Here is a 23041-nt window from a genome sequence, read left to right as displayed (position 1 = left end):
GCAAATCACACCTATCTTTAGCGTTTTATTCCAAATTATCAAGTTACCTGATTTTTTGCAAGAAATATCATTCAGCTATTCTATTGGATAGTGATTAGGGCCTAATCACTATCTAATGTATCGCAAAGTGCAGAGTGATAAGGCCCTTATCACTCAATGATATGTCGGAGAAGCTAATTATATTATCATTGCGTTTTGCAGCTTTGCTGCTAGTAATAAATCCGTTTAACGATACTGAGTTTCTGCTACATTGAAGGATGCCTCTGTTTTATCGTTACTAAGTTTTTATTATTCATCATCTATCAACCCGTTCTGTCGATCAAACGTTTGCGTTTCTACGATACAAAGTTTCTATTCCATCGATCAAACATTTGCGTTTCTACGTTATAAAGTTTCCATTCCATCGATCAAACGTTTGTGTTTTGTCGTTACTAATGTTTTAGTTGTATCAACGAGATGTTTATGGATTAAGATATAGTAAATAAATTTCTATTTTATTCTTTAACAATAGTCAAACCATTAAAGTAGTGATCAGGGTATGACTATCTATTTTATCGCAGAAAATAGCAAATTTTAGTGGAGGACAGTGGATGATAGTGGAGGTATACCTCCACCACTTAACATATTACAAGATAGCAACTTACACTTAAAGTGGAGGTTATTTTGAATTTTTGGAACTTTTTATTTTCTTTCATTTTTCTGTTATTAAGATAGTAATTCAAAAGTAATAAAATAGTCATGTATATACAAGTGGTTAAAAAGAATATACAGAATGGTAATTAAATGTTTCTTATTAGAATAATTATATTTTTTTATTTTATGTGATTACAATCTTAGGGTAATCTCGTCTATAAAGTTAGTTTAGTTAACTAAGTATCTAATTAGAAAGAAATGCCAAATGGCTGTTAAGTCTTTAAAACTAATCGTACTATCGGTTATTCTGCTGGTACCGTTTATAAAAACAGAATCGCAAACTACGCCAAAATATCGTGTTGCGGTGTGTGACTGGATGATTCTGAAAAGGCAAAAACTGGGTGAATTCGCTTTAGCGCGACAGATTAATGCCGATGGGGTTGAAATGGATATGGGACCTTTGGGTAACCGTGTGCTTTTCGATAATAGATTCCGTAATGCCGTTGATGCAAATGTTTTCAAACATACCGCTGACAGTTTGGGAGTTGAAGTACCTTCGATAGCGATGTCTGGTTTCTTTGCACAAAACTTTATAACACGTGAAAACTATGTAGAATTATTGAAAGACTGCTTTAATACCATGGAGATTTTCAATAGCAAAATAGCTTTCTTACCTTTGGGGGGATGTGGAAATGACTGGAAAAAAGAAGGTGCAATGCACGATTCTCTTGTCGGTAGACTGCATGTTGCGGGTGAAATGGCTTTGAAGCGAGGCGTTGTTGTCGCTATTCGTACGGCAATGGATGCAAAATATGATATAAAACTATTGAAGCAGATTAATAGCAAAGGTGTGAAGATATATTATAACTTCCAAGATGCTGCTGATTCACAACGTGATATATGCAAGGAACTTAAAAGACTGGGGCGCGAAAATATAGCGCAGATTCATGCCAGTAATACAGATAGTATGATTCTGAGATACGATAATGAGATAAATTTACCCAAGATAAAACGCACTCTTGATAGAATGGGGTGGAGCGGATGGCTTGTTGTGGAACGCAGCCGTGACGTGAAGCGCGTGAAAGATGTGAAATACAACTTCGGAAGTAATGTGGAATATCTCAAGGACGTGTTTTTGGAAAGAAAATAAACTAAAATGATATGTTAAACTTAAAAACGTTAAATCATGAAAAAGAATCATTTCATTGCACGACGTAAAATAGGTGGCTACCTGATGTTGGGTGTAGCTATCTTGACTTTAGGCTCGTGCGCACAGGATGGTTTTGACAATGGAGAACGATTTGCTACTGTTTCGGGTGTGAAGCTCGAATCACCAAATGCCGATTCTATTGTTGTAACTCCTGATGCAAGTGGTGCAAAACAAACAATCTCTTGGCCTGTGGTGTTTGGCGCAGGTGGATACATCGTGTCGGTGTATGACGTAACTACTCCTGAAAAACCTGTTGCTGTAGATAGTATTGAAAACAAACTCGTTGACGGTACAGCAATAACATTCTCTCGTAAGGAAGATACTTATTATAAGTTCTCTATAAAGTCGGCTGCAAATGCTAAGGCTAATAATACAGAGTCTGACAAGAATTCTGAAATTTCATATAATACTTATACTCCTACTTATATGACAATTCCTGATGGTACAGATTTGACTCAGTATTTTGCAGGCAAAGCACTCCCTGCTGACAGCACATCTATTGATTTGTGTTTCAACCTTGTTGAAGGTGGTAGTTACACAATGTCAGGTGTTATAACTCCAGGACTGAATAAGATTACACTGAGATGTACTAATAAGAATAATCGTCCAACGGTTAAGTTTACGGGTAATGCTGGTTTTGTAATGGATGCCGGACTTACCCTAAAGAATATCAACTTTGACTGCGGAACTTCTACAGCGTCTTTCGTTTCAATGAATGCAACACCTCTTATAACAAATATAATAGGTGGTAATTATTTTTTGCAGGATAAGTTGAATATCCAGTCATGTAATATTGATAATGTAGGCAATTACTTCGTTTATGACAACAAGCAGAAAGTGTATGTTGAGAATGTAGTTGTAAACAACTGTATTGTGCATCTCATACCAGCTGCTGTATTGGATGCCGTGTTCTATCTAAATAAGGGTGGAAATATCTTGTCGCTTACTGTCACAAACTCAACATTCTATGAGACAGGTTCTTTCGATTATAAGTATTTCTACCAGACTAGCGGTCGTGCAAAGAATATAAATTATTTAAGTAATACCACCACTTATGCCAACTCTACATTCTATAATGTATGTAACAACGGACAATGGGGTAACTACAACGGCATGGCAGGACAGTCTAACTCTTATTGGAATATGGCAGACTGTATATTTGCGTATTGCAGTCCTTCAGGTGTGGCTCGTAGATTCCTTGCAGGTAAAGCAAATCAGAAGACTGCTACATTCAAGAACAATACATATATGCAGAAGGGTACTGATGGTGTTATCTTTGATGCTCCTACCGGATATGACAATACGGGAACAGACATAAAGGAAAATCCTGATTTCAAGAATCCTGATGGAGCTGACTTCACTATTAGTAATGCTACTCAAGTGAATGCAAAGACAGGAGATCCAAGATGGCTTCCTTCTGCGGAATAACAACTAATCAAATGGAAACATATTATGAAAAGTAAATATATAAAAACTCTGGCTCTTGGACTTGCTCTGATTTGTGCTGCGCCTGCAATGGCTCAGAATAAAGTGGTTCAGGGAACAGTTGTTGACGAGAATGGAGAACCTATTATCGGTGCTACCATACGTGTTGCCGGCAGCAAGAACGGAACAGTATCTGATCTTGGAGGAAATTATAAGATTAATGTTCCTAATGGGGGCAAAATAACAATAACTTATATAGGATATAAAGATGCAACCACAACAGGAGGACGCACTCAGTTGGAAACAAATTCTACTGATTTGACAGACGTTATTGTCGTGGGATATGGTACTCAGAAAAAGGCTCACCTTACAGGTTCTGTCGCAACTGTTCCTGTGGCTGACATTCAGGATCTTGCTAATGGCGGACTTGCAAGTAGTCTTGGCGGACTTGTTAATGGATTGAGTGTAAGCGGAGGCGACGCCCGTCCTGGTGAAAATGCCAAGATGTCAATCCGTGATACCAATTCACTTGGAGATGTAGGGTCAACTGCACAAGAACCACTCATCGTTATTGATGGATATATTTATCCTAATGACGTTAAGGTGGGTAACACAACTCAGAATCTTGGTGTTGAGGCTTTTAATAATCTTGATGCATCTGAAGTTGAAAGTATTTCTGTATTGAAAGATGCTTCTGCTGCCGTTTATGGTGCACGTGCTGCTAACGGTGTTATTCTTGTAACAACAAAGAAGGGTAAGTTAGGAGCGCCAAGTATTAGTTATAGTGGAACGTTTGGTTTTGCGGATGAAGTGTCAAGACCAAAGATGCTAAATGCTTATCAATATGGTAGACTGTATAATGCGGTGGCTGCTGCCGATCCAACAAATACATCACTCAATAAGAAAACAGCTTTGTTCCAGGCTGATGAACTAGAGGCAATGAAGGGACTTAACTATGACTTGCTTGATAAGTATTGGAAAACCAGTACTACAATGAAGCATAGTGTGAATGTGAGTGGTGCGACAGACAAGGTAAATTATTTTGCAGGACTGTCTTACTATGACCAAGGTGGTAATTTAGGCAAACTTGATTATAATCGTTTTAACTACCGTGCAGGAATTGATGTTAAAGTGAGCAAATGGCTAGGTGCAAATCTTACTGTATCTGGAGATTATGGTTCACAAAAGACTCCTTTGGTAAAGGTCGGTGGCTCTAGCACAGAAAAAGACTATAATCTTTTGCTTACACATCCTTATTATATACCTGAGTATGTAGATGGATATGCTATCCCTGCTTATGGCGTAAGCAATGCACAGAAAAACCAGAGTCAGGGTTACAACTATGACGTACTTCAGAACAATGGCGATTATAAGAAGAATATGAATTCTAATATCAACATCATGGGAAGTTTAAACTATGATTTTGGTTGGAGTAATTTGTTGAAAGGTTTGAAACTAAGCTTCTCTTATAGCAAGAGCATCAATACTGACAAGGGTAACGAGTATGGTACCAAGTACACATTGTATCAGATGACAAATAGATATGGTAGTGGTAACCATCTCTATACTCCTGTCACAGGCGACGAAGATGCTTCATACCTTGATCCTTCTAACTTTGTTGGAATAACAACTTCAAACGGTAACTATCTTGGACGTTCAATGACACGTACAGATAACTATCAGTTGAATTTCACCGCACAATATGCGCGTGACTTCGGACCACACCATATTCAGGCTTTGTTCTCTGTAGAGAAGTCTGAGGCTGAAAGTGAATATCTCACAGGTCAGCGTGAAAGTCCTTATGAATTTACTACTGGTCAGTATAATGCCGCAACAGGTGAGATGACAACTACTTTTACACGTAGTGAGAGTGGTACTCTGTCATATATCGGTCGTGTGAATTATGCTTATGCAAACAAATATTTGTTTGAATTCCTTTTGCGTTCTGACGCATCTACAAAGTTTGCTCCTAAAAACTATTGGGGTACATTCCCTGCTGTTAGTGCTGGTTGGGTAGTTTCTGAGGAACCTTGGTTCAAGAAGAACGTAAAGTGGATGGACTTCTTAAAACTTCGTGCTTCATTCGGTCTTACTGGTCGTGACAATACCGCTGCATGGCAATGGATGCAGGTTTATGCTCTTGATGCGAATAAGGGTATTGTATTTGGTGAAGGAACAGGAAATGATTCTAGTAGTCGAATTACGATTAATAAAAATAATTCAGCAGTAAACTCTGATGTTCATTGGGATAAGGATTATAAGTTCAATGTAGGTGTTGATGCAAACTTTCTTGACCAACGTCTAGGTCTTACATTTGATTATTATAGAGAATGGAATCGTGAAATGTTGATGAATATTCTTCAGACAGTTCCTTCTACAGTAGGTACTGTGTCTGCTGCTTCAAATCTTGGCGAAATGGATTCATGGGGCTGGGAGCTTTCTCTTAACTGGCACGATAAAATTGGTAAGGATTTCAAGTATAAGATAGGTATCAATACAGGATATTCTGACAATAAGGTGCTGAATATGGACTGGGAAGACGAATATATCTATCGCCAGATTAGATATGGTACTCGTTCAAATGTTGGTACATGGGGTATGCAGTGCATAGGTATGTTCCGTAGTTTCCAGGATATAGATGAATACTTCGCAAAATACAATATCACTTCCTACATGGGATTGACAAAGGATAAGGTTCGTCCTGGTATGCTTATGTATAAGGATGTGAGAGGTGCTCAACAGGCTGACGGTACTTATGCAGCTCCTGACGGAATAGTTGATCAAAACAACGATCAGGTATGTTTGTCAAACCGTGATAATATCTATGGTTTCACAATGAATCTTGGAGCTGATTATAAAAGTTTCTCTTTAACAGCACAGCTTGGTGCAAGTTGGGGAGGATACACTCTTATACCTAGTGCAGCTCTAAAACCTACGGGAAGTTTGGAATATTGCAACATGCCTTCTTTCTGGAATGTTGATAATATGTTCTCATATAAGGATGTTTATGATGCTTCAGGCAAACTTGTTGTTGCCCAGAATCTTGACGGATATTATCCAAATCTTTCATACACTGATGTAAATGCTGTAGCTTCTAGCTTCTGGCGTGTAAGTGCTGCAAGAATTGCCCTTAACCGCTTGACTTTGGCTTATACAATACCTTCAGGGTTGGTTAAGAAGATTGGTCTGCAGAGTGTACGTCTTAATGTAACTGGACAGAATCTCATTAACTTCCTGAACCCATATCCAGATAAATTTATGGATTCTATGGCTGGTTCTTATGGCAGTTATCCAAACCTTAGAAAGTTCACTGTTGGTGTGAACGTAAGTTTCTAACAGACTGTAAAACTATAAATAGTAATTACAATGAAAAATAATATTAAAATATCAGTTATCTGCATGGCAGGTCTGTTAGCTCTGGCTTCATGTAGTGATGGTTTTCTTGAAGACAAGAAAAACTATGATAATGTGAATTCAGACATCTATAATTATTATAGTGGATGCAATGGTAGAGTTAACGATGTATATAGTTGGTGTCTGCCATTTTCAAACGATATGACTTGGAAGACTCCTTCTATGGGTAATGCTGACATTGCAGGACAGTCTACTGAAGAATACAGTGGATTCAGTGATTTCGTAAATCCTGATATAGAATTGTCTTCAACAAGTACCACCAATCAGGTGCCTGATTTTTTCATGGCTACACAGTCGAATATACAAGAGGCAGTGTATGGTCGTATCCGTAATATCAATGATGTCATTGAGGGCATCAACGGAGGAACGCTTTCTCAGGAACAGAAGAATACATTGCTAGGACAGTGCTATTTCTTCCGTGCATGGTGTTACTATAATATTGTGAAATGGTATGGTGGCGTGCCTATCGTTACTGAGACACAAGATCCTCTAGTGACATCTGTTACTCCACGTTCTTCAACAAAGGCTTCAATTGAGTTTATATTGAGCGACCTTGATAAGGCTGCATCATTGCTTGCTTCAAAGACTATGAGCGGCGGTTGGAGCGGTGATGATTATGGAAGAGTGACAACTGGTACAGCTCAGGCACTGAAAGGTCGCGTTTTGTTGCTTTGGGCTAGTCCTATCTTCAATCGTACAAACGATGAAGGTCGTTGGACAAAGGCATATACTGTTATGAAGCAGGAAATGGATAGTATCAAGGCTTGTGGGTATGGACTTTATCAAGGCTCTGGTGAAAATGCACAGGGATATGCAAATATGTTCACTCAATCAGCAAAGAATCCAGAAGCTGTATTTGTAACTCTTTACAATAATATAACAGGTGACGGTCTTGACAATCAGAAAAATAATACATGGGAAAAGGGTATCAGACCAAAGAATGCTGGTGGTAGCGGAAAAAATGCTTCGGCAATGTTAGTTGATATGTTCCCAATGAAAGATGGTAAGATTCCTTCTGGTACTGGTACATATACCAAGCTGGAAACTTCTGATGATGCTTATGATACAGAAACACCTTTCGTAGATCGTGATCCACGTTTTTATCGCACATTTACATTCCCTGGTTTCAGATGGGCATATAATGGTGATTATAGTTCAGCCGTAGCAAACAATCCTTCTGACGGAAAGAATTTCGTTTTGTGGAACTATGTATGGTATACATCTCTTGATGATCAGGGTAATGCAGAAAGTGGAAACTCTTATGGTGCTGATAACTTGTTGACAAATAAGTCTGGTGTATATGTGCGCAAAAAGACAGATGACCTTGATGCGAATGGCAGTCCTCTTTATACTTTCGTCGCTGCAGATGTAAAGGGTGCAGCTCCTTATTATTCAGCAGCTCCTCTTCTCGAAATAAGATTTGCTGAAGTGCTATTGAACTTTGCTGAGGCTGCTTGTGGTGCAGGACATCTTGATGAAGCTGTAGCAGTGTTGAAACAGATTCGTGAGCGTGTAGGATATACTGGCGATTGTGGATTACAGGCAAATCTTTCATCAGATCAGGCTGCATGTATGAGCGCTATATTATACGAACGCCAGATAGAATTCGCCTACGAAGGCAAACGCTTTGATGATATGCGTCGCTGGATGCTTTTCGATGGAGGTGCACAGAAAGTTGCAGGAGCTCCAGCTTCTTGGACTCTTACAGGATGGGGTGGAAACACTTGCACGTGGTTGGGTTTCAAACCGTTTAACGGACAGCGTCGTGAAAACATGGAATTCCGTGTAGCCGATAAGTATGGTGTTGGAGGAACTACTTATGATTCTGACCCAATGGTAAAGGTTGGCGTGACACGTCCTGCTGGTGTAGATTTGCGAAAGCCTATCACTGATCAGGTTGCTCAATTGGCAACTTGGTATAAGAGTAATCTCAAGCGCAAACTTAAGAAGGGTGACGGATATAATGCACAGCATGTTTCTGAGTATATCAATTTCCGTCCAAACTATTATCTGTTGGGTTTATGCTCTGGCGCAGCTTCTGCTAATAAGGCTTTGCCTCAGACAATAGGATGGGCAGACTATAACAAGTCTGGTTCTGCCGGAACATTTGATCCATTGGCTGAATAATCCGAACAACGCAATCGCCACATACTATTACTGTGCCGATTGAAACTAAAAATAAAATGAGGACACTTCTATTTTGAAGTGTCCTCATTTCGTCTATATAGTAATACTTGTTAATACATATATATAGGTTTAGCTATTCATGTTTTTCTTTCCTTTAGTAACTACTATTCCATGTGTCTTAGCTTCACCTCTTTGTTCTAAAATGTTATAGCATTTATTGTTTACTGTCTTTTGCTGTTGTTTATATTACGTGTCGCAGAGGTATTTCCATCAATATAAAAATTGAATACACGCAGCATCGTGCCCCAACCATCCTTATCTGATGCCTTTATTGTTATGGTGTAGAAACCAGTCTTGTTATTTTTTGATTTTACAGTAAGTGTGTTTGCACCGTCAAAGTTATAGATGATGTTGTTAGAACCGCTAAGCTCAAATGTTGGACTATTCGTAAAACCAGCGAAGAAGTCTTTCAGATTTATAACAGAAGTCTCATTCTTATATATTGTGAAGTGAGGTACAGCTATCCAGTTAAGATAATCTTCAAGGTTTGTATATCCGTCTCTGTTTGCATCTCCGTTGTTATCTGCTGTTGTTGTACTTAGTGAGTTGGCTTTCTCCCACCAGTCTGGCATTCCGTCTCCGTCAGTATCGAAGTTGGAACAGCGAGTCGCATAATTTACGTTCAATCCGCCAAATCCTTCACATCCTTTGTCTTCCTCAGAGTCAATGAGTCCAGCTTTCCCCGAAACACTACCTTTTGTGGAAGTAGTTCCGTTTATAGTCTCGTTAATCATTCTCGTGTCGTGATTGTCGAGTGAAGGCATGTTACATCCCACGTCGCTCAAAACATCCTTATAGGCTGATTTGGCACTTTCTATAGTTGCTTCACTTGCAAAGAAAGGCTTATCAACAAATACCTGCCAGTTATATACCTGACTTGCTTCAACGCGATAGGTCTCATTTTCCTTGTCTTCAGTTAAAGTTCCGTCTTTTTCCTGTCGAAGATTACCGTTTACGTAGTATGATTGCGAACCAGTTCCAGTTCCTTCCAACTGAGCTCTTAACAGATATTTCTGTGTTGTGGCAGGACCTTCCTTATAAAAATTACTTACAAAGTTGGCTTGGTGTGAGCCTCCGTCACATGCACGTCCTCCCCAGTTGTAAACAACATTATTGAAGATGTCGTGATGCCCGTCATACGCGCCGCTTCCATCCAGTCCTCCGCTGATACTCCAGTTTCGACCTTCGTCGTGTGCAAGGAGATTATGATGAAACGAACCAACACCGGATGCCTCACCGCCTCCAATTGTAGCAGCGTATCCATGAGCTGTTCCTGCTTTATAGTTAGGATGTCCAGCCACATTCAATGCTTCTGATATAAGCGTGCGTTGTAATGTTATGCTACGTGCATTGCGGCTGCTGAAAGCTTCGTCGATAGTCCATCCGATAGAGCAGTGGTCCATAATAGAATTATTATTTCCAGCCATACCCATACCATCAAGTCCTGCAGCTTTGTATTGAGCATCAATAACACCGTTTGTTTTAGTTTTATGTCCTAGTCTCATGCGCATGAATCTGGTTATTCCATCTTCAGCCATTCCGAAAGGACAGTCACGAAGCATGATACCGTTGCCTGGTGCTGTCTGTCCAGCAATAGTAACATACTTATCCGAACATGTAAGTCTGTTTTTTAGTGCAATCACTCCGCCAACGTCAAAAACAATAGTCCTTGGTCCTGTTGCTTTCTTTATTCCATATCTGAACGACCCACTGATAGGATTCTCATCATCACCGTTATCTGCAAGTGTTGTTACATGATATACGCTTCCGCCACGTCCGCCGATAGCATATTTGCCATAACCTTCAGCACCTGGGAAAGCAAGATGTCTGGGACGGAATGTCCACAAGTCACCTTCATGTATATTGCCGTTAGCGTCCTCTTCGTCTATTCTCCAGAAATATTCATTAAGGTTATACATGTTGTTTAGTTGATAATATGCGCCTGTAACTGTTGCCAATTCATGCATGTTATCTGACGATGTACCTATTCTTACATGATGTTTCACAGCTGTAGCAGCTGCTTTCCATTCTAGTTTTATGTTTCTATTGTCAGCGTCAACGTGATAGTCTCTGTTTGCAGGAATAGGAGTTGATGCTGTGGTCTTAGGATTAGGACGGTCAAGTACCAATGCATTGATCGTGAGACTTGTCGTTCCATTATCTTTCGTGTAATCCTTTCCTGATTCAGGTGTGGTCACATACCATATTGTTACATCCTTTCCTTTCTCGGCATTAAACTCGATATACGACATTCCGCAATCGTCAGTATTCGTAGCTCTGCTTGATTGCTTCACTCCGGTTTGTACCTTTATCCCATTAGTGTAAACATCTAGCTTGGCAGGAGAGTTTCCGTCGGTATCATTGTGATATGCCAATAGGGTATGCTTGCCAGCAGAAAGTCCACTTATTGTGACAACCATCTTTACCGATCCACTCCGAATCATGGTTGTATTTCCTTTAGCGTCAAGTTGGTATACAGTTACGCCGTCAGAAATAAGTTTTGAGAATTTGTTTGCTCCGTCTTTCCACCAGCACGATTTCATTGTCATTTCTGTTGCGGAATTATCCAATGCAATTTTAACAGTGATGCCACCATCTTGGAGCAGCATAGATTCTGATCTTGTTGTAGCAATAGCCCATGGGGTAAAACCGTCTTCAGTTACTTGTGAAGCCTGTCTTCCTGCAAGGTTGAAGTCTATTTGTTGCGCATTGGCAGACAAACCGGCTGCCATTGCTGTGATTATAAGCAGTTGTCTTTTCATATTAAATTAATGTCTAAATTATAATAAGACGTATGAAGCTAAAAAAGATACTCATTGAGATTATCTAAAAAGCATACTGATAGACAAATATCAATATATATATGAGTAAATGTAAATACTATTAGTATTATTGCCCCTTAGTCAATCTTTTTCAAATATTAAATTCATATTTCTCTTGTTAGATATTAATTTGGATATGTAACATTGCATAAAGTATTTGAAACATTTGAATATTGTATAATGGAATATTTTTTGTTACTTTGCATATTGAAAATAAAAAAATCTGATAATGAAGAAAACAATTTTATCATTTCTACTCTTATTTGTTTGTGGCGGAATGTTTAGCCAAGATAAAGGTAGAATTGAATATATGAAAATGCCATGTAAAATGTTGAAGGGCATATCACAACGCGACTATACATTATATCTTCCTCCTGGCTATGATGCTGAAAAAGCAGAGAAATATCCTGTGCTATATCTATTGCATGGTGGTGGTTGTGAAGATACACAATGGGTGACAGACGGACATTTGCCTGATGTTGCTGATAGCCTTATCAACAACCATATTGTTCCTAAAATGGTTATCGTTTGTCCAGAAGCCAACAAGAATAAGATGATTTGGTTTAATGACCCAGACTGGACTTACGAAGATTTCTTCTTCAAGGAGTTTGTCCCTTATATAGAAAGTCATTATCGTGTGCTTAATGATAAAAGTAATCGTTCTTTGGCAGGCTTTTCAATGGGAGGCGGTGGCTCAGTGGTTTATGGAGTACATCATCCAGAATACTTTAACATGGTTTATGCCATGAGTAGTTATCTGCGTCGTCAGCCATTGGAATTTCTTAAAAACGATCCGCTTGGTGAATGGAGACAGACTGTAGTAGAGAGAAATAACCCTATAAAGTATGTTGCAGAATGTCAGCAGACAAAGATTAATGAACTGAATACCGTTCGCTGGTTTATTGATTGTGGAGATGATGATTTCACATTAGAAGGCAATATGGATCTCATAAAGACATTCAGAAGTCGTGGTGCTCGTTATCAATTTCGTGTGAAAGATGGTAATCATAATTGGGACTATTGGCGTCCTGCACTTGTTGAGGCAATTAAAAACGCATTTATAAACAAATAAAAACCATGAAGAGACAATTATTTTTAAGTATGCTTGCCATGGTCTCTGTAGCTACATTTGCACAGACACCGGCAACAACTAACATTAACAAATCTGGCTTTCCAAAGATAATGCCAGATAACAGTATTGAATTCAGTATCAAAGCACCTGAAGCACAAAAGGTTCAGTTAGACTTGGGACGCAAGTATGACATGACGAAAAGTGCAAGTGGAGTTTGGACTGTAACTACAGAACCACAAGGCTCTGGAATTCATTATTATAGTTTGATAGTAGATGGATTGTCAGTTGCCGATCCATCAAGTGAATCATTCTTCGGATGCAGTAGAATGATGAGTTGTGTTGAAGTACCTTATGCAAAGGAAGACACTCGTTTTCAGGTACGTGATGTTGCTCATGGCAATGTTAGCACAGTGAGATATTTCTCAAAGGTCACAAATAGCTGGAGAGTAATGTATGTATATACACCTGCTGGATATGATAAGAATATGGATAAGAAGTATCCTGTATTGTATATAATGCACGGTGGTGGTGAGGATGCACGTGGATGGGTACAGCAAGGTAGAGGTGATATAATTCTTGATAATCTTATCGCTGATGGCAAAGCTAAACCAATGTTGATGGTAAGTTTTGATGCCAATGTTGGAGGCTTTGATAATGTTGGTAAAGAGATATTGGATAATGTAATCCCTTCTGTCGAAAAAGATTTCCGCGTTGATGCTTCTGCTGATAGTCGTGCTATTTCTGGTTTGTCAATGGGCGGAATGTTCACATTGTATGTTGGTGTTCCAAATACAGACAAATTTCATTATCTAGGTGTGTTCAGTTCTGGATGGTTTGCTAAGTCTTCACCATTCATGAATGCAGATAAGGAACGTGATGCTAATTATGCATATATTGATAATAACGTATCGCTATTGAATAATAATCTGAAACAGTTTTTTATCACGATAGGTGGTAAACCTGATATTGCTTATGAAAACTGCCAGATAATGATGCAACATTTGAAGCAGAAAGGCGTGAAGTTTGATTATTATGATTCTAAAGACGGTGGTCACACATGGCCTGTATGGCGTGAAGATTTATATCTATTTGCACAAAAACTTTTCAAGTAAAGAGCATATAAAGAGTATGTGATTTTAAAGTCTTGCGACTCTCTTTATAATCTTATACATAAAAACGATCGAAAAACTAGTATATATTTAGCTTTTCGGTCGTTTTTCAGTATGGATAAAGTTCAACTAAGTTGTGTTTCGCCATTATAATAAAACTTTTTAATATCATCAATAGTAGCTAATCATCTTTTTTCTTGATAATACAATAAACCAAAAAATATAGCGTTTTTTTTATTGGTATGGCAATAAATAGAAAATTACTTGTAATTGTATACGCACTTTTGTTATCTGTGGAAATTCAAGCACAGCAATATCAACCTGATGCGCTACCTTCTGTAGCACGTGTTGATAAGGTTTGTGATAGTATTGATGAACCAGAAATGAAAAGCGATAGCGATTATATTATGAATGACGCAGCGCTGACAGCTGAAAACGTGTTAGCGATGTTGCAGAAATATGATGTGAAATTCCCTAAGATTGTATTGGCACAGGCATTACTGGAAACAGGAAACTTTTCAAGCGACTTATGTCGCGTGAGTCATAATCTTTTCGGGCTTCGCCATCCTTCAGATGGTAGCTACTATGTTTTTAATAAGTGGGAGGAAAGCGTGAAGAGTTATCGTGATGACGTACAGTATAAATACACAGATGGGGATTATTATTCTTTTCTAAGTCGTATTGGTTATGCCGAAGACCGCAATTATACAAGTAAAGTGAGGCGTATTGCCAATACGTTGTAACCTTAATCACGAACTTATACAAATAGACTTTTAAAAATAAATATTTATTTTTTGTTTTAGTTGATATTACATTTTTTCCTTTAGTTCGTCTTAATATCAGAACAAACAAAAAATGATAATATAAAATGAAACAGAAACTATTACTTGCAGCATGCGCAATGATATTGGCCCCGGTTGCAGCCGAAGCACAATATCCAAGTATAACAGATGCTGCAAAGGCTAAGATTGATTCTTTACAGAAAGTGTGGACTGCACATTCTGATTCTGCATGGGCTGTTGCTTTTCCTATTGTAAAGAAAGAAGCTATGGAAGGACGTTCTTATGTGCCTTGGGCTTTCCGTCCTTACGACTTGAAACAATCAAAGATTCCTTCATTCCCTGGTGCAGAAGGTGGTGGTATGTACACTTTTGGCGGCCGTGGCGGTAAGGTGATCACTGTAAGCAATCTTAATGATGATGGAATAGGTTCTTTCAGATGGGCTTGTGAACAAGGTGGCGCACGTATTATCGTATTCAACGTGAGTGGTATTATAAAATTGAAGACTCCTATCATTGTACGTGCTCCATATATTACAATTGCTGGACAGACTGCACCTGGTGATGGAGTATGTATCGCTGGTGAAAGTTTTCAGGTTAACACCCATGACGTTGTAGTTCGTCACATGCGTTTCCGTCGTGGCAATACACATGTATGGTATCGCGAAGACTCTTTCGGTGGAAATCCAGTTGGAAACATCATGATAGACCATTGCTCTTGCGAATGGGGACTTGATGAGAATATTTCATTCTATCGTCACATGTTTGATCTTGGTGATGCTATCGGTAGCCGCAAGGAACCTACAGTAAACGTAACAATACAAAATACTATTTCAGCGAAGGCTCTTGATACATATAATCATGCTTTTGGAAGTACGATAGGTGGAGAGAATGCTTCATTTATGAGAAACCTATGGGCTGACAATACAGGAAGAAATCCTTCAATAGGATGGGGTGGAGTATTCAACTTTGTAAATAATGTGATTTATAACTGGGTACATCGTACAGCCGATGGTGGCGAATTTTCTACGATGTCCAACTTCGTAAACAACTATTACAAGCCAGGGCCATTGACTCCAAAAGACAGTAATGTAGGTTGGCGTATTGTAAAGTCTGAAAGTCGTAGCGGTAAACTATTTCCTTTCAAGCAGTTTGGTAGAGTATATGCCGATGGTAATATTGTAGAAGGATACGATGCAATAACAAAGAATAACTGGGCTGGTGGAATACAGACAGCCGATAAGGATGGTGATCTTGCTGAAGACGAATTGGCTATTATGCATTCAAAAGAACCTTTTGTAATGCCTCATATTACAATTCTTCCAAACGATCAGACATTTGACTACGTATTAAATAATGTAGGTGCTACAATTCCTAAGCGTGATATCGTTGACCAAAGAGTCGTTGATGAAGTTCGTACAGGAAATGTATATTACGAAAAGAAACTACCTAAGGTAAATCCTTATGGTGATCTTTGGGGACTTAGTCCTAAATCACAGGCACCTGATGGTTCATTCAAGTATCGTCGTCTTGCAAAAGATTCATATAAAGAAGGTATCATAACAGATCCACGTCAGATGGGTGGATATCCACAATATAAGGGTAAACCTTATAAAGATAGCGATAAGGACGGTATGCCTGATGAATGGGAAATTGCAAACGGATTGAATCCAAATGATCCTTCAGACGCAGTAAAGGATTGCACTGGTGACGGATATACAAATATTGAAAAGTATATTAATGGAATCAGCACAAAAGAAAAGACTGATTGGACCAATTTGAAAAATAATCATGATACTCTTGCCGAAAAGGGTAAATTGATGTAAACGTAGATATATCATGATTATCAGAAAAAGATTATTACTCGGTGTATTTGCTATAATGTGCGGATGTCTTTGCGCTGTAGGTCAGGTAAAACTTGACAGCGCAGGACGTGACGCCAACTATGTGAAGTCTATAACCGAGCGTTCAATAAAAATAGTTGATGGGCTTAATATAAATGATGGTAACGTACGCAATAATGTACTAAATATCGTTTGTAACCGTTATTTTAAATTGAACGACATATACGAAAAAAACAAAGATCGCAATGCGATTGATGCCGAATTGTATAAGCATCATTTCGAGTTTGCTGCAGATTTAGCAAACTATGTCAATGATGCTCAGATAGAAGCCATAAAGGACGGAATGACATACGGTGTTGTTCCAAAAACTTATAAGGCACATCTTGAAATGATACCAAGACTAAAAGAAAATGAAAAACTTCAGATTCTTAATTGGTTGAAGGAAGCTCGTGAATTTGCTATTGACGCAAGTGATTCAAAAAGCAAGCACGCTTGGTTTGGTAAATATAAAGGACGTATAAACAACTGGCTTGCAACTCGTGGGTATGACCTGAAAAGTGAGCGAGAAGGTTGGTATAAGCGTATTGAGGCAGCAAAGAAACAGAAATAATTACGTTTTTTGATGAAAAAGATAATTGCCATATTGGTGTTTATGATTGGGGTTGCGTGTTGTTATGCGCAACCCTTCCCTTTAGATTACAGTTATGTGGGTTACCACATGTCGCAGCAACCAATTCCTAATGCAGATGTAAAAGTGTATGTGGAATGGCATGCTGGTAATCAAAGTTCACGCATACAAAAAGCCATTGATTATGTGGCTTCATTGAAACCTGATAGAAAAACAGGTTTGCGTGGTGCCGTACTCTTAGGTAAGGGATGCTATGAATTGTCTGAACCTTTGCGTATCCAAGCTTCAGGAGTTGTGATCCGTGGAACTGCAAAAGGTGAAACTGTATTGTTCAAGACTGGTGTAGATCGTGGAGCAGTTGTATATGTTGAAGGAAAGAATAATCGCATAGTAACAGATACGATTCATGATAATGCCAGAAAAGACGATGATGTAATGATCGTAAGAAAGTCTACTCAGAAATGGATAGATCTTATGAAATGTGGTAACTTTGGCGGCGGCCTGGACTTGGGCTATTGGGGATGGCATCCTGGTGAAATGGATTTGGAATTCACTAGAAAGATTACTGGTATTGTAAACGGAAAACCATCTTTTGATGCTCCATTGCCTATATCTTACGACAAAGACTGCATGATGCTTCGTTATAATTGGAGTGGTAGAATAGAGAATTCTGGAATAGAGAATATCACTGTTGAGTCTGATTATGACAAGGCATATCCTAAGGATGAAGATCATGCTTGGAATGGCGTCTATCTTGCGAATGCAATCAACTGTTGGGTTAGAATGGTTGATTTCAAACATTTGGCAGGTTCGGCTGTCGTTATACAGCGCAGTGGTAGCCAGATTACTGTTGAGGATTGCAAGTCGTTGTCTCCAGTTTCAGAGATTGGTGGTTACCGACGTCGCACATTCCTAACGTTTGGCGAAAAATGTCTTTTTCAAAGACTATATAGTGAACATGGCATCAACGACTTCGCTGCAGGCTATATAGCTGCTGGTCCAAATGCTTTTGTTCAGTGTGACAGTTATGAGTCGTTGGGATTCAGTGGTTCTGTTGGTAGTTTTGCCTCAGGTCTGCTATTCGATGATGTAAATATAGATGGCAATGATATTAAACTGTGCAATCTTGGTATAGAGAAATACGGTACAGGTTGGAATTCAACAAACTCAACAGTATATCAGAGTACTGCAAGTGGTATCTTTGCCGACAGTCTTCCTGACGGAACAAATAATTATGTATATGGATGTTGGGCGCAATTTTGCGGAACAGGTTTCTTTGATGAATCAAATAATCATGTGAAACCTTGGAGTCTTTTTGCGTCGCAGTTGAGTAAACGTTTGGGTAGGGATGTAAGCGGAATAACCAGAACACTGGAGCGAAACACCGAAGCATCAAGTAGTCCTACTGTAGAGCAAGCTCAGATGATGATGGCTAATGCAAAATTGCCACGTATCACAATGCACTCTTGGATAGACAGTGCTAAATTTGTTGCCAATGTATCTCCGACAGGAACTAAAAATGTTGATGCAATAAAAATAGCAAACAAGACTGCTGTTGCTAAACATGAATATGCCATAGTGAATGGAAAGATTCTTGTTGATGGAAGTCTCCTTGTTGGTGGTAGACATAACAGTCCATGGTGGAGCGGAAGAGTAAAATATTCAGTATTTTCCAAACTTCCTTATGCCGTCACACGATTTGTACCTGGAATGGAAATGTATGGCACTACTGATCGAATAGATAGTGTTATCCTAAATATGAAGCGTGACAACAACGTTATATATAGTCAGAATTACGGACTGTGGTATGATCGCAGACGTGATGACCACGAACGTGTGCGCAGACGTGACGGTGATGTTTGGGGACCTTTCTATGAACAGCCTTTTGCACGCAGTGGTAAGGATACTGCTTGGGACGGATTGAGCAAATACGATCTTTCAAGACCTAATAAATGGTATTTCTATCGTCTAGGAAAGTTTGCTGACAGTGAGGCAGATAATGGAATGCTATTGATGAATCAGCATTATTTCCAGCATAACATATTGGAAGCTGGTGCGCATTGGGTTGATTGTCCTTGGCGTACAGCTAACAATATCAATAATACAGGATTCCCAGAACCAGTACCTTTCACAGCTGATAAGAGAATTTTTATGGCAGGCTATTTTTATGATGTGAATAATAGTTATCTTCGTGAACTGCATCGTAAATATATATATGGAGTTCTTGATGCCTTTGCCGATAAGCCGAATGTTATTCATTCTATAGGTGAAGAGTTTACAGGACCTTTCAACTTTGTGAAGTTCTGGTTGCAGACAATATCTGAATGGGAACATGAACATAACAAGAAAGTTTTTGTATCGCTCGCCGTAAATAAAGATGTTCAGGATTCTATTATGCAGGATAAGGAGTTGGCAAAGACTGTTGATATAATAAATATTGAACAATGGTTTTATAACAGTCGTGGATTGTATGCACCTAAGGGTGGTATGAATCTTGCTCCTCGTCAAGCTTTGCGTAATGGAAAGACAGGAAGTGTTAGTTTTGCCGATGTATATCGTGGCGTTTCTGAATGTCGTAATGCATGGCATGATAAGGCTGTTATGTATTATGCCAATAACTATACTGAAATGTCATGGGCTGTATTGATGGCTGGTGGTTCTTGTCCAGACCTTCCTGTTACTGATAAGCAGTTCTTGCATAGTGTTGCTGGAATGCAACCTACTTTTCATAAAGATAATGTTTATTTGATTAATAATGAAAAGAAAGATGCTGTGGCATATATCGGAACGGATAAGAATACTATTAGCATTTCACTTTCCAATGGAATTTATGATATTTATCAGATAGATTCTAAGAGTGGAGAGATGAAAAAGATGAAAACCGGAGTGACAATAAATGGCAATTATCTTCTTTCTTTTAAAGGTATATATTGGTTAAGAAAAAGATGATAAAGCACTTATAATGGTAATAAAAATGGGGAAAATACCAATTTTTCCCATTTTTATATCTGATTTTACAAGACCTTAATAGGTTATTTAGGTACATTTGCAATTGATAATAAAACCTAAAAAATACCTAAATGACTTCTTCTGCTATTAACAACGAAAAGAGTTCGCTTGTTTTACTTAAAGCTTACCAGTTTGGTGATAATGCTGCCTTCTCTGAATTATATAGTATGTATGTTCAGACAATGTTGAATTATGGTCGTTGCATCACATCTGATGTGGAACTTATAAAGGACTGCATACAAGATGTGTTTGTAAAGATGCTCGATCGTAGAAATTCCTTAAAGATTACTTCGGTAAGTTCTTATTTAATTGTATCTTTGCGTAATCGTCTACTTGATGAGTTTCGTAAGGCATCATATAATAATGTTACAGAATTAGACAGAGCTACCAATATGCACATGTCTGATGATGTAGAAAAAGCTTATTTAGATGCTGAAAACGAACGGTTGGGACATGCAAAGATCGTGTATCTTTTGAATGCCTTGACTCCAAGACAACGTGAGGCTTTTCAACTTTACTATCTTGATGAACGCAAGTATGATGAAATATGTGATATAATGAATATGAACTATCATTCAGTGCGTAATCTTGTTCATCGAGGAATGATAAAGCTACGAACTGCTGCAGTGTAAAAAAAAATACAATGAGGAAACTATTTTTGCTTTTATTATTTATTCCGCTTTTTGTGTGGGGACTACCCGCAGATGTTGTTTGGCATAGCCAAAGTCGTAATTCGTCAGAGTCAATGCCTGTTGGCGGAGGAAGTATCGGAATGAATGTATGGGTGGAAAATGGTGATATATATTTTTATTTGAGTCGAAGTGGATCTTTTGATGAGAATAATACTCTCTTGAAGCAAGGTCGCTTTCGTATAAGACTGACTCCAAATCTTAACACAACACACAACTTCTCACAGCGATTGGTGGTCAATGATGGATATGCTGTGATTTCAGATGGTAACATTTCTGTCAAACTATGGGCTGATGTATTCAAGCCGGTTGTTCATGTTAGTGTTGACAGCAAAAAGGCGGTAGCTGTTGAATATGAATATCATAATTGGCGCTATCGTAATCGGGAAATAGGTAAAAAAGAAAGTTTTCAGACATCATATAAATTTGGTGTACCGAGTGGAGTTGTTACGTCTCATGATGTGATAACTCCATCTGATTGTGGAATTACTTTTTACCATCAGAATCCAGATACTACGATTTTTGATGCAACTGTTGCGCAACAACATCTTTTGGCTTATAAGGCTGAGATGTATAATCCGCTGAAAGACTTAATATTTGGCGGAAAGATATTCGGTAACAATATTAAATATTCAGGAACTTGTGATGGAATATACGACAATACTGATTATCGAAGCTATAATCTAAGTTCACGTTCTGCTTCAAAACATCATGAACTGTGCATAGCTTTGACTGACAATCAGGGAACAGTTGCCGAATGGAATAATAAACTTGATGGCATTATAAAAGCTATAAATGTTAGCCGTGACAGTAAATCTTCTGTAACATGGTGGCATAAATGGTGGCAACGTAGTTATATAGAAGGAGAGGGAGAAGCCAAAGAGATTACTCGAAACTACACTCTTTTCAGATATATGATGGGATGTAATGCTCTTGGTGAATGGCCAACGAAATTCAATGGTGGACTTTTCTGCTTTGATCCTTCTTATGTTAAATCTGATTTCCCTTTTACTCCTGATTATCGCAGATGGGGTGGTGGAACTCATACAGCACAGAATCAGCGACTGCTTTATTGGCCTATGCTTAAAAGCGGAGATTATGATGCCATGAAAAGCCAACTTGATTTTTATGTACGTATTCTTCATAATGCAGAATTGCGCAGTAAGGTCTATTGGCATCATGGTGGTGCCGCATTTACCGAACAATTAGAGAATTTCGGACTTCCTGAGTATGATGAATATGGAACAAAGCGCCCTGATGGTTTTGATCCAGGGCTTGAATACAATGCTTGGTTGGAATATACATGGGACACCGTGCTGGAGTTTTGCCAAATGGCATTAGACGCACATAGCTATGGTGGCGTAGACATATCAAAATATGTGCCTTGGATTGAATCTTCGCTTGATTTCTTTGAACAGCATTATCGTTATGTGGCTTCACGTAACGGACGCAAGCAACTCGACGATAATGGTCACTTAGTGATATATCCTGGTTCTGGCGCTGAGACATTCAAGATGGCTTATAATCCAACATCAACAGTATGCGGACTAAAAACGGTGACTGATAATCTTGTTAAATACTTATCGGGTATCGGCGCTGATAGTACTACTATAGCACGTTATAAAGCTATGTCTTCAATATGGCCAGATATTTCATATAGATATGTTGACGGACATAAGGTCATTTCACCTGCTGTTGTCTGGGCGCGTGTAAACAATACCGAACCGACAATGCTTTATCCTGTATTTCCTTGGCGAATGTTTGGTGTTGGTCGTGACAGTCTAACTGTAGCCGTTGATACATGGAAATACGATCCTTATGTGAACAAGTTTAATGGTTATGCAGGTTGGGAACAGACAAATATCTGGGCTGCATGTCTTGGACTTACTGATGAAGCCGTAAAATGGAATACTTTGAAATTGAAAAATGGTCCACATCGCTTTCCTGCTTTCTGGGGACCTGGACATGATTGGACACCCGATCATAATTGGGGCGGTTCTGGAATGATAGGTATTCAGGAAATGTTACTTCAGGAAGTAGGTGATAAAATTATACTGTTCCCTGCTTGGCCCAAGTCATGGAATGTGAAATTCAAACTTCATTGCAGTCGTGGCACAATTGTGGAGGCTGAAATGAAACAAGGTAAGGCACATATTATAAGTGTATATCCAAAAAACCGCATCAAAGACATTACTGTACAATGATGCGGTATGGATGCAA

Annotated in this window: 13 protein-coding genes; 12 read left to right on the top strand and 1 reads right to left on the bottom strand. The window is 38.7% G+C overall.

Features of this window, described 5'->3' with window-relative positions; translation table 11 throughout:
• Window positions 1–898: 898 nt before the first annotated feature.
• Genes prwr041_RS03735 through prwr041_RS03720 form a run of 4 tightly spaced genes read left to right on the top strand, consistent with a single transcriptional unit; the run spans window position 899 to window position 8809 of the window.
• Window positions 899–1783, top strand: coding sequence for a sugar phosphate isomerase/epimerase family protein (locus prwr041_RS03735; RefSeq protein ID WP_207155026.1), 885 nt, complete (start codon window positions 899–901; stop codon window positions 1781–1783).
• 36 nt (window positions 1784–1819) lie between these two features.
• The gene (locus tag prwr041_RS03730; protein WP_207155025.1) at window positions 1820–3271 is read left to right on the top strand and encodes a DUF4992 family lipoprotein; all 1452 of its coding nucleotides are present in this window, start codon (window positions 1820–1822) and stop codon (window positions 3269–3271) included.
• A 24-nt stretch (window positions 3272–3295) separates the two neighbouring features.
• Complete coding sequence (locus tag prwr041_RS03725; RefSeq protein ID WP_207155024.1) at window positions 3296–6604, top strand: SusC/RagA family TonB-linked outer membrane protein; 3309 nt, start codon at window positions 3296–3298, stop codon at window positions 6602–6604.
• Window positions 6605–6634: 30 nt separating this feature from the next.
• Window positions 6635–8809: a RagB/SusD family nutrient uptake outer membrane protein gene (locus prwr041_RS03720; RefSeq protein ID WP_207155023.1), complete on the top strand. Its 2175-nt coding sequence runs from the start codon at window positions 6635–6637 to the stop codon at window positions 8807–8809.
• A 221-nt stretch (window positions 8810–9030) separates the two neighbouring features.
• Here prwr041_RS03720 and prwr041_RS03715 read toward each other — a convergent pair whose 3' ends face one another.
• On the bottom strand, window positions 9031–11631 hold the full coding sequence (locus tag prwr041_RS03715; RefSeq protein ID WP_207155022.1) for a hypothetical protein: 2601 nt from the start codon (window positions 11629–11631) through the stop codon (window positions 9031–9033).
• A 289-nt stretch (window positions 11632–11920) separates the two neighbouring features.
• Here prwr041_RS03715 and prwr041_RS03710 point away from each other — a divergent pair, with 289 nt between their 5' ends.
• The 8 genes from prwr041_RS03710 to prwr041_RS03675 all read left to right on the top strand — a co-directional run bounded on the left by prwr041_RS03710 (window position 11921) and on the right by prwr041_RS03675 (window position 23025).
• The gene (locus prwr041_RS03710; protein WP_207155021.1) at window positions 11921–12763 is read left to right on the top strand and encodes an alpha/beta hydrolase; all 843 of its coding nucleotides are present in this window, start codon (window positions 11921–11923) and stop codon (window positions 12761–12763) included.
• Between the two features lie 5 nt (window positions 12764–12768).
• A complete protein-coding gene (locus prwr041_RS03705; RefSeq protein WP_207155020.1) occupies window positions 12769–13875 on the top strand; it encodes an alpha/beta hydrolase-fold protein in 1107 nt (368 codons plus the stop codon).
• A 239-nt stretch (window positions 13876–14114) separates the two neighbouring features.
• The gene (locus prwr041_RS03700) at window positions 14115–14615 is read left to right on the top strand and encodes a glucosaminidase domain-containing protein (RefSeq protein WP_207155019.1); all 501 of its coding nucleotides are present in this window, start codon (window positions 14115–14117) and stop codon (window positions 14613–14615) included.
• Between the two features lie 125 nt (window positions 14616–14740).
• Window positions 14741–16477 carry a thrombospondin type 3 repeat-containing protein gene (locus prwr041_RS03695; RefSeq protein WP_207155018.1) on the top strand — a complete coding sequence of 579 codons (1737 nt, stop codon included), beginning with the start codon at window positions 14741–14743 and terminating at the stop codon, window positions 16475–16477.
• Window positions 16478–16490: 13 nt separating this feature from the next.
• A complete protein-coding gene (locus tag prwr041_RS03690; protein ID WP_394370806.1) occupies window positions 16491–17105 on the top strand; it encodes a DUF3826 domain-containing protein in 615 nt (204 codons plus the stop codon).
• Between the two features lie 12 nt (window positions 17106–17117).
• Window positions 17118–20072 (top strand): DUF6298 domain-containing protein, encoded by a 2955-nt coding sequence (locus tag prwr041_RS03685; RefSeq protein WP_207155017.1) that lies wholly within the window; start codon window positions 17118–17120, stop codon window positions 20070–20072.
• 131 nt (window positions 20073–20203) lie between these two features.
• A complete protein-coding gene (locus prwr041_RS03680) occupies window positions 20204–20764 on the top strand; it encodes an RNA polymerase sigma factor (RefSeq protein WP_207155016.1) in 561 nt (186 codons plus the stop codon).
• An 11-nt stretch (window positions 20765–20775) separates the two neighbouring features.
• Entirely contained in the window at window positions 20776–23025 is a 2250-nt protein-coding gene (locus prwr041_RS03675; RefSeq protein ID WP_207155015.1) for a DUF5703 domain-containing protein, read from the top strand.
• Window positions 23026–23041: the final 16 nt, after the last annotated feature.

This window comes from Prevotella herbatica (genome assembly GCF_017347605.1).
GTDB lineage: Bacteria > Bacteroidota > Bacteroidia > Bacteroidales > Bacteroidaceae > Prevotella > Prevotella herbatica.
Note: the sequence above shows the minus strand (reverse complement) of the source record. Positions and strands in the feature narration are given on the sequence as shown.